10 protein-coding genes and 1 rRNA gene are annotated in these 10,906 nt (G+C 44.8%); 10 read left to right on the top strand and 1 reads right to left on the bottom strand.

Features of this window, described 5'->3' with window-relative positions; translation table 11 throughout:
- The 10 genes from rrf to CLV31_RS16565 form a co-directional block, all read left to right on the top strand.
- Nucleotides 1-79, top strand: a 5S ribosomal RNA gene (gene rrf, locus CLV31_RS16610); the annotation flags it as partial.
- 235 nt (nucleotides 80-314) lie between these two features.
- On the top strand, nucleotides 315-941 hold the full coding sequence (locus CLV31_RS16605) for a hypothetical protein (RefSeq protein ID WP_111394087.1): 627 nt from the start codon (nucleotides 315-317) through the stop codon (nucleotides 939-941).
- Nucleotides 942-1,012: 71 nt separating this feature from the next.
- Nucleotides 1,013-3,442, top strand: coding sequence for a heavy metal translocating P-type ATPase (locus CLV31_RS16600; protein ID WP_111394086.1), 2,430 nt, complete (start codon nucleotides 1,013-1,015; stop codon nucleotides 3,440-3,442).
- Between the two features lies 1 nt (nucleotide 3,443).
- A complete protein-coding gene (gene ccoS, locus CLV31_RS16595; RefSeq protein WP_111394084.1) occupies nucleotides 3,444-3,632 on the top strand; it encodes a cbb3-type cytochrome oxidase assembly protein CcoS in 189 nt (62 codons plus the stop codon).
- Nucleotides 3,625-5,757: a cytochrome-c oxidase, cbb3-type subunit I gene (gene ccoN / locus CLV31_RS16590; protein WP_111394082.1), complete on the top strand. Its 2,133-nt coding sequence runs from the start codon at nucleotides 3,625-3,627 to the stop codon at nucleotides 5,755-5,757. Before ccoS ends, ccoN begins: the two co-directional genes overlap by 8 nt.
- Nucleotides 5,758-5,768: 11 nt before the next feature.
- Nucleotides 5,769-5,951, top strand: coding sequence for a cbb3-type cytochrome c oxidase subunit 3 (locus CLV31_RS16585; protein WP_111394080.1), 183 nt, complete (start codon nucleotides 5,769-5,771; stop codon nucleotides 5,949-5,951).
- A complete protein-coding gene (locus CLV31_RS16580) occupies nucleotides 5,948-6,874 on the top strand; it encodes a cbb3-type cytochrome c oxidase N-terminal domain-containing protein (protein ID WP_111394079.1) in 927 nt (308 codons plus the stop codon). The genes CLV31_RS16585 and CLV31_RS16580 overlap by 4 nt, the downstream gene beginning before the upstream one ends.
- A gap of 49 nt (nucleotides 6,875-6,923) precedes the next feature.
- Nucleotides 6,924-8,351: a cytochrome c oxidase accessory protein CcoG gene (gene ccoG / locus CLV31_RS16575; RefSeq protein ID WP_111394077.1), complete on the top strand. Its 1,428-nt coding sequence runs from the start codon at nucleotides 6,924-6,926 to the stop codon at nucleotides 8,349-8,351.
- 6 nt (nucleotides 8,352-8,357) lie between these two features.
- The gene (locus tag CLV31_RS16570) at nucleotides 8,358-8,783 is read left to right on the top strand and encodes a FixH family protein (protein WP_111394075.1); all 426 of its coding nucleotides are present in this window, start codon (nucleotides 8,358-8,360) and stop codon (nucleotides 8,781-8,783) included.
- Nucleotides 8,784-9,488 carry a sulfite exporter TauE/SafE family protein gene (locus tag CLV31_RS16565; protein WP_111394073.1) on the top strand — a complete coding sequence of 235 codons (705 nt, stop codon included), beginning with the start codon at nucleotides 8,784-8,786 and terminating at the stop codon, nucleotides 9,486-9,488.
- Here CLV31_RS16565 and hemN read toward each other — a convergent pair whose 3' ends face one another.
- Nucleotides 9,489-10,847, bottom strand: a complete 1,359-nt coding sequence (gene hemN / locus CLV31_RS16560; RefSeq protein ID WP_111394071.1) for an oxygen-independent coproporphyrinogen III oxidase — start codon at nucleotides 10,845-10,847, stop codon at nucleotides 9,489-9,491. It abuts the gene before it with no gap.
- Nucleotides 10,848-10,906 lie beyond the last annotated feature (59 nt).

Here is a 10,906-nt window from a genome sequence, read left to right as displayed (position 1 = left end):
CCATCCCGAACAGAGAAGTTAAGCCCTGCAGCGCCGATGGTACTGGGGTTACTCCCGGGAGAGTAGGTCGCCGCCACATTATTCAAAGCCTTCAGTTTATCCCTGAAGGCTTTTTTGCGTTTAGCCCCACCTCAATTACCAGCCCTTTCGTATCGGACATAGGCTATCCATTTGCCGTTTGGCCTTAGATTTTTATCCATTCAAAAGTAAAAAGACAACCATGCAAACCTGATTTTTATCATATCTCGCTCTGGAATCCATCACCTGATGTAAGTTTTGATTCCGCTAGTTTTGGATCAGAAATTACTAATAGTATGGAAATCAAGTCCCCGTATTCTTTGAAGTTTGAATTACCTGAATCCTTATTACAGGACTTTTACTGTACTTCTCTTTTAGAATCCTTCAACCCTTCTGATCCTAAAAGCAGTTTTTGTACCTCCAGTGCTGATCCCGGTCTCATTACGGTTGACTTATATAAAACTCTGGATTGGCTTCATTCTCATGAAATGCCTAAATCTCTGGAAAAAGAAGTTTGTCCGATCCCGGTTCTACTTTATGTGCAACATTTTTCTACTAATCACCTTCTTTTTCATTACGATGGCACTCCAACCTCTGCAGAATTGATTAGAAAGTTTATCACACTTTTTGAAAATCTTATTGGTGAAAGTAAAGCGACGATCATTTCACCATCTTTTATTCCCAAATCCAAGATTAAAGAAGAGCAGGAACTGATTCACTTGGTGTCTTCAAAAACACAGGAAACCAGCTTTATAAAATTCAATTTTACTCGTATCGGAGATTTTTGGTCCTATGCTGTCAAACATGATTGTACACTCCTAGTCACCACGAAAAATTACCAAGCCGATCTGGCAAAAGTCCTTTTTCATTTCTATAAAGGTAAAATCTGGAGTGATCAATTGTCCTTTTACCTCAGTCTTTAACTCATGTAATCAACTGATTTTTATCATGTTTTTAAGGATTTGGTCCCATTACCTTTATCAAAATAGTTAGAATGATTACTCCTAATTCTCCGGAAATATCCACGCTTTGCTTTCACTGTGGTGAAAAATGCGATTCTTCGAAGATTCATTTCGATGACAAGGATTTCTGTTGTCAAGGATGTCAGCTGGTGTATGAGGTCCTTGCCAAAAATGATCTTTGTGACTATTATTCTTTAGAGGCCCAGCCTGGTAAGACTCAAAAAAACACTAACCGTTCTTCAATCCAGTTTGATTACCTCGATGATGAGGATGTCAAATCCAAATTATTGGATTTTCAAAATGAACGGGAAAGTCACGTTACTTTCTTTATCCCCCTCATCCATTGTGCTTCTTGTATTTGGCTGCTTGAAAATTTGTTTAAAATCAATGCCTCCATTACTTCCAGTCGTGTAGATTTCATCAAGAAAAAGATTCAAATCAAATTTTTACATGATAAACTTAGTTTAAAAGAGTTGGTTCAGCTGCTCTCCACATTGGGATATGAGCCTAAAATCAACCTTTCTGATTTAGATAAAAAATCAAAGCCAGCTATCGATCGAAAAACATTGACCAAGCTTGGTGTGGCTGGATTCTGTTTTGGAAATATGATGCTCTTCAGTATGCCGGAGTATTTTTCTGAAGTCAAGCTTTTGGGAGATGGATTTAAGCGGCTTTTTGATTACCTCAATGTTGTGTTGGCTCTTCCGATTGTGTTTTATGCAGCTTCCGATTACTATGTTTCGGCTTGGAATGCAGTCCGACAGCGCCGGATAAACATGGACGTTCCGATCGTTCTCGGAATTATTGCTTTCTTTCTGTATTCCCTTTGGGAGATTTTCGCGATGGGAAACGCGGGCTATATGGATAGCCTGGGAGGTCTTCTCTTTTTTCTCCTGCTCGGAAAGATTTATCAACAAAAAACTTTCGCTACCCTAGAGTTTGACCGGGATTACAAGTCTTATTTTCCGATAGCAGTGACTCGTATGGTGCAAAATCGGGAAGAGGTCGTGCCTTTGGTCAACCTTCAGGTGGGGGATGTAATTCTGGTAAGAGACGAGGAATTGATCCCTGCCGATTCACTTTTGCTCAGCGATCAAGCCCATATCGATTACAGTTTCGTGACCGGTGAGGAAGTTCCTGTTCCCAAGCGGAAAGGGGAGTTGATCTACGCCGGTGGGCGGCAAAAAGGAAATGCCATTTTGCTGACCATCCAAAAATCCCCCTCCCAAGGCTATCTGACTGACCTTTGGAATAATGAGTCGTTTGAAAAGCAGGATAAAAAACTGCTCGAACCGCTTGCAAACCGAATCAGTGGTGTATTTACATGGACTGTTTTGACGATTGCTGTTCTGGCTTTTTTCTTTTGGATGGGAAAGGACCTGAACTTGGCTGTCAAGGCATTTACTACGGTTCTCATCGTGGCCTGCCCATGTGCCTTGTCGATGTCGACTCCGTTTACCTTGGGAAATACGCTTCGAATCTTTGGCAGAGGAAAATTTTACCTCAAAAACGCAGCAGTGGTTGAGCGATTAGCCTTGGTGGACACGCTGGTATTTGACAAAACAGGTACCCTAACCGACCCTGCCAATGCGAGCATTCACTATGAAGGAGAAGCACTTTCTGAAGAAAGCAAATCCATCATCAAAGCCATGGTAGGGCGCTCCACGCATCCGCTGAGCAATCGGATTAATCTCTGGCTCGGCCAGCATCCAGCAGCCAAACTTGATCAAGTCGAGGAGAAAAAAGGCCAAGGTATTTGGGCTGTCTATAAAAATCAGGAAGTCAGGCTAGGCTCAGCTTCTTTCGTTGGAGCGAGTGAAAATGATTTTGCTCCAGGAGGAAACTTGGTCTTCTTTCAGGTGGAAGAGGTGGTTTTGGGGTATTTCCACATTCAATCAGGATTACGGGAAAATGCCGATTTGGTGGTCAAGGAACTTGCCGAAGACTTTTCGCTTCATGTTTTGTCCGGAGACCATTCTCATGAAGAGGGATCATTGAAGCGCGCTTTGGTGCCAACTATCCGGTTTAATTTCAACCAAAGTCCGATCAATAAACTGGATTACCTCAAAAGACTGAATCAAAAAGGGGCTAACACGTTGATGGTTGGTGATGGACTCAACGATGCCGGAGCCTTGCAGGAAAGTATGGTGGGGGTTGCCATTACGGATAGGGTAAGTCATTTTTCACCTGCCAGCGATGCCATTCTGGATGCGGAGTCGTTTGGCAAAATCCCCAGTTTCCTAGCCTTTGCCAAGGATAGTCGCAAAATCATCAAAGCCAGTTTTGGACTGAGCTTTCTCTATAATATCGTCGGAATCAGTCTTGCCGTCCAGGGATTACTCAGTCCTGTGCTTTGCGCCATCCTGATGCCTGTAAGTAGTATTTCGGTAGTCATTTTCACTACGCTAGCGACCAATCTGATGGGAGTGCGTAAAGGACTCATTCACCTCAAAGCACCCTGATATGGAAGTCATCTTTGTCCTCATAGCGGTCAGTTTGGTTTTGGCAGTCAGCTTTTTGTTCCTCTTTTTTCGTGCGATGAAAGACGGGCAATTTGATGACGGGGTCACGCCTTCGATCCGCATCCTCTTCGAAAATCAGCCTAAAAAATCCAATAAAGATCAACCTAAAAAATCCAAGTCCTATGAATGATGCTACTTTGGAAAGGTTCCATTACGACAATAAGATTGTCAAGTATTTCGGAGCTGCCACGATTATCTGGGGCATAGTCGGGATGTTGGTGGGCCTTATCGCAGCCACCCAACTTTTCTGGCCTGATGCCAATATGGGTAACCCCTACACGACCTTTGGCCGGATCAGACCGCTGCATACCAATGCAGTGATTTTCGCCTTTGTAGGGAACGCCATTTTCGCAGGGATCTATTACTCGATGCCTCGATTGCTCAAAACTCCCATGTGGAATAAGGCCTTGAGCTGGTTCCATTTCTGGGGTTGGCAATTGATCATTTTGGCTGCTGCCATCACGCTACCTTTGGGTTTGACTACCTCTAAGGAGTATGCCGAACTAGAGTGGCCTATTGACATTGCCATTGCCTTGGTATGGGTGGCTTTTGGTGCCAATATGATCGGAACGCTGATCAAGCGTCGGGAGCGTCATATGTATGTGGCGATTTGGTTTTACTTAGGTTCCTTTGTGACCGTAGCGATTCTTCACATTTTCAACTCATTGGAGCTTCCTGTGACTTTTTGGAAAAGTTACTCAGCCTATGCCGGAGTACAGGACGCTTTGGTGCAGTGGTGGTATGGGCACAATGCCGTTGCATTCTTTCTGACCACTCCTTTCTTGGGATTGATGTACTATTTCCTGCCTAAAGCAGCCAATAGACCGGTTTATTCCTACAAGCTTTCCATCGTCCACTTTTGGTCTTTGATCTTTATTTATATGTGGGCGGGACCGCACCACTTGTTGTACACTGCCTTGCCGGAGTGGGCTCAGGTTTTGGGTACTGTTTTCTCCGTCATGCTCATTGCTCCATCTTGGGGTGGTATGGTCAATGGTTTGTTGACTTTGAGAGGTGCTTGGGACAAAGTCCGTCAGGAACCTGTGTTGAAATTCATGGTGGTTGCCGTGACAGCATACGGTATGGCGACTTTTGAAGGTCCGATGCTTTCGCTGAAAAATGTAAACGCCATTGCTCACTACACCGACTGGATCGTAGGGCACGTGCATATCGGTGGTTTGGGCTGGAATGGGTTCTTGACCTTTGGTATGTTGTACTGGATGTGGCCAAGACTTTTCAAAACCACGATTTATTCCAACAAACTGGCCAATACGCATTTCTGGTTGGGGACCTTGGGGATCATTTTCTATGCCCTTCCGCTCTACGTATCAGGATTGACTCAATTCTTGATGTTGAAGGAGTTTAACGAAGCAGGTCGACTGGCTTACCCTAACTTCCTGGAGACTGTGATCCAGATTGTACCCATGTACATGCTGAGAGCCGTAGGTGGTTTACTTTACTTGACAGGTGCCATCATCATGATGTACAACATGTGGATGACTGCCAAGCAAGGGGTTTTCCAAGAATCAGAGGAAGATCAAGCGCCTGCATTGGTGAAAGCTTACAATCCAAAAGGAGAATTCTGGCATAGAGCCTGGGAAAGAAAACCTGTTTTCTTCACCATTTTGGCTACCATTGCCGTCGCAATTGGCGGGGTGGTTGAAATTATCCCTACCATTCTGGTCAAATCCAACGTGCCGACCATCAGTTCGGTCAAGCCCTACACCCCGCTTGAATTGGAAGGTAGAGACCTGTACATCGCCAACGGTTGCGTGGGTTGCCACTCCCAGATGATCCGGCCTTTCCGATCCGAAACAGAGCGCTACGGTGAATATTCCAAGGCAGGAGAATTTGTCTATGACCGTCCATTCCTTTGGGGATCCAAGCGTACGGGACCAGACTTGCATCGAATCGGTGGGAAATATCCTGACAGCTGGCACTACCATCACATGGTAGATCCTACGTCTATGTCTCCGGGCTCACTCATGCCTCCCTATCCGTGGATGACTACCAATGAATTGAATATTTCTGACTTACCGGCCAAAATCCGAACCCTCCAAAAATTAGGGGTGCCCTATCCAGAAGGTTTTGATCAGGAAGCCACAGCAGATTATGAAGCACAAGCGGCCAAAATCGTGGCCAACTTGAAAGAGGCCGGTGTAGAAGTGGCATCCAATACAGAAATCGTCGCTTTGATTGCCTATTTGCAGCGCTTGGGTACAGATATCAAGCAACCTTCAGCATCCACTAAATAATCCCAGAAGCCATGTATAAGGAAATCCTTCGATCTATTGAGAATATCGAGATCTATCCGATCATCTCACTGCTCATCTTCGTGACCTTCTTTGTAGGGATGTTTATTTGGGTGGTTCGCGTACCAAAAGGCTATGTGGACCATATGAAATCTCTCCCTATGGACGAACAAGAATCAACCCACACCCAGCCATGAACAAGATACTTTCTCTACTCGCACTCTTTGCCATTACCGGAGCGCCGGTGATGGCACAATCCGAACAATCATCCTGGTACACTACACTGAGTGGTATGGATTCCAGCCAGTTGACGCTCTTGGTTATTCTTGGAGTGGTGTTGTTGCTCATCGTACTCTTGCTGATCCTGATGATTTACCTGATGTCTTTCATGACGGCGGTATTTCAAAAGGAGAATCCTTCCCTTGCTCATGAACCATCCTGGTGGGAATCCTTCAAGGAGAAATTCGTCACCGGAAAAATGGACGAAGTGGGAGGAAAAGATGAAAAAGCAAAAGTCATGTCTGACCATTCCTATGATGGAATAACCGAGCTGGACAATTTCATGCCTCCTTGGTTGCAGTGGGTGTTTATCGGGTCGATTGCCTTTGCGGTGATTTACTTTGTCAATTACACGGTTCTCGGTATCGGACCAACGGGCGAAGAGGAATATCAGGAGGAGTTGAGATTGGAAGCAATCGCTGCTGAAACCCGCAAAGCCAATTTGGTGGCTGGAATTGACGAAACCACTGTTGTTTTCGATGAGTCAGCTGCAGCTATTTCTTCCGGAAAATCCATCTTCGAAACCAACTGTGCGGCATGCCATGCAGCCGATGGAGGGGGAGGTGTGGGGCCTAATCTGACTGATGAATATTGGCTTCACGGCGGTTCTATTCAGGACGTATTCAAAGTGGTCAAATACGGAGTGGTTGAAAAAGGGATGATTCCTTGGCAAGATCAGCTTTCTCCAGAGCAAATGCAGCAGGTTTCATCATACATTCTGACGTTGGTTGGGACTACTCCTGCCAATCCAAAGGAACCCCAAGGCGAGCCCTATTCTGCAAGCCCAGCTGCCGAAACTCCGGTAACGGATAGTACAGCTGTGGTCGCGTCGATTCAGTAAATTTTCAAGGCTGGAGCTAGCAAGGTTCCAGCCTATATTTCCCTTGATTATGGCAAAGAAAAATTCTAACCCCAATTTGGATCCCAATGCATTTCGGGATTCGCTGGCAAGTGTCCGAGAGGACGGCAAGCGAATCTGGGTCTATCCTAAGAAGGTTAAAGGCTTTTTTTACACCTATAGAACTTACTTTTCTTGGCTTCTTTTGGCCATTTTGTTTGTAGGTCCATTTATTAAAATTGAGGGTAGACCCTACATGCTCTTCAATATTTTTGAGCGAAAGTTCATCATTTTTGGAGCAGCATTTTGGCCGCAGGACACGCACCTGCTTATCTTTCTCCTGTTGATTTTCTTTGTCTTTATTATACTTTTTACGGTTGTCTTTGGACGGGTTTGGTGCGGATGGGCCTGTCCTCAGACTTTGTTTATGGAGATGGTTTTTCGCAAAATCGAATATGCCATCGAAGGCGATGCTAATCAACAACGAGCCTTAAATGAGGGGCCTTGGACGGGTGAAAAGATTTGGAAAAAGAGTTTAAAACTCAGTGTATTTGCCTTTTTCTCTCTTCTGATCGGACATCTGGTGATGGCATATCTGATCGGGATTGATCAGGTAAAAGAAATCGTGACCCAACCTCCCACTGAGAATATGGCCGGATTTATTGGCTTGGTGGCTTTCTCGGGCATTTTCATGTTTGTTTTTGCCTGGTTCCGAGAGCAGGCCTGCATCGTGGTCTGCCCGTATGGTCGACTTCAAGGCGTGCTTTTGGATGACAACAGCATCAATGTGATGTACGATTATGTGCGTGGAGAACCTCGTGCTCCGATTCGCAAAAATCAAGTGGATGCTGCTCCAAAAGGTGATTGCGTGGATTGCGGGCTTTGTGTGCAGGTTTGTCCTACCGGAATTGATATCCGAAACGGAACTCAAATGGAATGTGTCAATTGCACTGCCTGTATCGATGCCTGTGATGAGGTGATGCTCAAAGTGGAAAGGCCTACCGGACTGATCCGCTATGCTTCAGAAAATAGCATCAAGGAAGGGTTTCAAAAGCTTTTCACGGGAAGGGTGAAAGGCTATACAGTGGTTTTGCTGGTTTTGGTTGCGGCTTTTGTGACCCTGATCGCAACAAGGTCAGATTTGGAGGCCACCATTACCCGATTTCCCGGGATGACTTACCAGGCTAGGCCTGATGGAAAAGTGTCTAATTTGTACAACATCACACTGATCAATAAGACCTTTGAGCCTCAAAGCGTAGAGATTGCTTCTTTGATCGATGGGATTGAAGTAGAAATCGTCGGTGATACCAATTGGGTGCTGGAGCCGCAGACTAAGTTTGAAGGCCGGTTCTTTTTGGTCCAAGAGCAAGAAGAGGTAAAAATACCTCAGCAAAAAGTCCATTTGGTACTGTCCGCTGAAGGAGAAGAATTTGACGATATTGAAACGAACTTTATGGCTCCTGTGGGAGGTAAAAACTAGAAAATCATGGATTGGGGAAAAGGAATTTTATTGACCATCATTGCTTTTGTTGGTTTTATTTTGACACTGGTGGTGATCTCGGTGCGTCAAGATGATATTCATCTGGTGACTGAAAATTACTATGAAAAAGAGATCAAATACCAAGATCACATCGAGCGGGAAAAATCAGCAGCCGCGCTGGATCGGGAGGTATTGGTCTTTGATCTTGCCAGCAAATCAATGATCCTGGATCTGCCGGTAGGTGCCAAAGGAAGTCTTCAGCTCTTTAGACCTTCGGATGCCCGATTGGATCAGATCTTACCTCTGGATATCAAGTCGGAAGGTAAAACTACCATTCCCTTGGAAAAGCTCAAGTCCGGCTATTGGAGAGTCCAACTCACCTGGACTGAAAATGGGGTGGACTTTTATGAAGAAAGCAAAATTACCTTATAAATGCTCTGGACTGCCTTAGTTTTGGGATTTTTGGGTTCATTCCACTGTGTCGGAATGTGCGGTCCGATTGCCTTGGCAGTAGGAGGGAGTTCCTCCAAAAAGTTCCTTTTTAATAAAATCCTGTATAATCTGGGCCGAAGCCTGACTTATGCCATCCTGGGTTTGGTGGTGGGAGGCTTGGGATTTTCTTTGGCTTTGGCAGGAATCCAGCAAGGAATCTCAGTAAGCATGGGAATTTTGGTGGTGTTGCTTTCCCTGAGTTATAAAAAAGCCGATCAATTTCTAGCTATTCCTGCCCTATCAGGAGTGGTCCGATGGATCAAGGCTAAGCTTTCTTTTTTTCTCAAGTCAGGAAGTAAAACAGCCTTTTTCTCCACCGGGCTTATTAATGGACTTCTGCCTTGTGGGATGGTCTATATGGCCTTGGTGGTAGCCATGGGGATGCAGAGTCCTATCCAAGGGGCTTGGTATATGTTATTTTTCGGACTAGGTACTATTCCTATGCTGATGGCCCTGATGGTGTCCGGTAGTTTACTGCCCGCGATCAGACGTCAGCAAATACAGAAAGTAATTCCCTATTTCGGAATAGTGGTTGGGATTCTGATGGTTTTTCGCGGATTGGGTTTGGGAATCCCCGGACTGAGTCCTGAGGTGGCGACTTTTGACTATGGCAATCAACAAGTAGAAATTACCATGTGCCATTGATTAAATGGCTCTGCTGAAAACCGCCTTTTTCTCCTGATTTTCAATCATTCTCAAATCAAAATTGGAACAAATGTTTCTGACCACAGCCATTCCGCTGGAAGAGATGGTTAGATATTGGTTTTGAAGTTTCAAGAGCCCTTCTTTTTCAAAGTCTTCAAGAGCTTGTCTGTTTTTTTGAGGCAGTTTATCCCAAATCCAAAAAGGGACTTCTGCTTTTCCTTTGCAGATCAGGTCGAGAATCAATTTTCGGATTTCTAGGTCTTCCTCATTCAGGATATGTCCTTTGATAAGTGGGAGTTGATGGTTTTTCACCAGGTCTTGATAGGTCTCAATTCGTTTTTCATTTTGGGCAAAACCAATCCAAACATCACTGATACTGCTCGCGCCAAGTCCCAAGAGCATTTTGGCAGGTAAGGTGGTATATCCCATGAAGTTTCTGTGCAATTTTCCGTTTTTCTTGGCCAGGCAAAGCGGATCATTTGGGAGCGCAAAATGGTCCATGCCGACCTCTTCATACCCCATTTCCAATAACTTCGATTTGCCAAATTCATAAAGTGCCCTTTTTTGTTCTTCTTGGGGCAGATGATTTTCGAAACTTTTCTGAGCTGGAAAAGCAGAGGGAAGATGAGCGTAGCTATAAAAAGCAATCCGCTCAGGTCTGAGCTCTTGGACCCGCTTAAAGGTATGGGCCAAGGTGTCTATAGTCTGATGAGGTAAACCGTAAATCAGGTCAAAGTTGATGGAAGTGTAACCCGATTTTCTGGCGTTTTCGGTGGCCTCTTTGACTTTTTCAAAGGGCTGAGTGCGATGGATGGCCTGTTGGACTTTTTCATCAAAATCCTGAATCCCATAACTGACCCTGTCAAACCCCAAAGCGGCTAATTCTTCCAAATGCTCCCAAGTGGTATTGTTGGGATGGCCTTCAAAGCTGAACTCAAAATTCTCTGCCAGATCCGCAGATTTTAGAATCTTTGAAATCAGAAATTCGAGACTTTCGGGAGAAAAAAATGTGGGGGTACCTCCTCCAAGGTGAATCCCTGCAATTTTTGGTGCACTTCCCAATACGCCCAAATAGTGTTCCCACTCTCTTAAAAGGGCCTCAATGTAGGGGTCTTCTACGCGATGGTTTTTGGTAATCCGTTTATTGCAACCACAATAGGTACAGAGGTTTTCGCAGAAAGGCAAGTGAATGTAAAGGCTGATGCCTTCTTCTTTCCCAAACTGTTCAAAGGCTGTTTTAACTGTATTTTCCCAATCTTGGGTACTCAGCTGATTGTCCCAAAGCGGAACTGTCGGGTAGGAGGTATATCTGGGAACGGGTTGATTATATTTTCTAATCAGTTCAGGAGATAGTGCCATGTGATTAATTTTCAGGCAAATTCGCATGCTTTTCCTAAGTATGGTGTGACAAGGAATAC

The sequence above is a fragment of the Algoriphagus aquaeductus genome, assembly GCF_003253485.1.
Taxonomy (GTDB): domain Bacteria; phylum Bacteroidota; class Bacteroidia; order Cytophagales; family Cyclobacteriaceae; genus Algoriphagus; species Algoriphagus aquaeductus.
The sequence above is the reverse complement of the archived record's forward strand: the minus strand, read 5'-3'. Positions and strand labels throughout refer to the sequence as shown.

Excerpts from the sequence above, each read along its gene's own strand:
- ccoS (WP_111394084.1), top strand. The coding sequence starts at position 3,444 with ATGGAAGTCATCTTTGTCCTCATAGCGGTCAGTTTGGTTTTGGCAGTC.
- CLV31_RS16580 (WP_111394079.1), top strand. The coding sequence starts at position 5,948 with ATGAACAAGATACTTTCTCTACTCGCACTCTTTGCCATTACCGGAGCG.
- CLV31_RS16605 (WP_111394087.1), top strand. The coding sequence starts at position 315 with ATGGAAATCAAGTCCCCGTATTCTTTGAAGTTTGAATTACCTGAATCC.
- ccoG (WP_111394077.1), top strand. The coding sequence starts at position 6,924 with ATGGCAAAGAAAAATTCTAACCCCAATTTGGATCCCAATGCATTTCGG.
- CLV31_RS16600 (WP_111394086.1), top strand. The coding sequence starts at position 1,013 with ATGATTACTCCTAATTCTCCGGAAATATCCACGCTTTGCTTTCACTGT.
- CLV31_RS16570 (WP_111394075.1), top strand. The coding sequence starts at position 8,358 with ATGGATTGGGGAAAAGGAATTTTATTGACCATCATTGCTTTTGTTGGT.
- CLV31_RS16565 (WP_111394073.1), top strand. The coding sequence starts at position 8,784 with ATGCTCTGGACTGCCTTAGTTTTGGGATTTTTGGGTTCATTCCACTGT.
- ccoN (WP_111394082.1), top strand. The coding sequence starts at position 3,625 with ATGAATGATGCTACTTTGGAAAGGTTCCATTACGACAATAAGATTGTC.
- hemN (WP_111394071.1), bottom strand. The coding sequence starts at position 10,847 with ATGGCACTATCTCCTGAACTGATTAGAAAATATAATCAACCCGTTCCC.
- CLV31_RS16585 (WP_111394080.1), top strand. The coding sequence starts at position 5,769 with ATGTATAAGGAAATCCTTCGATCTATTGAGAATATCGAGATCTATCCG.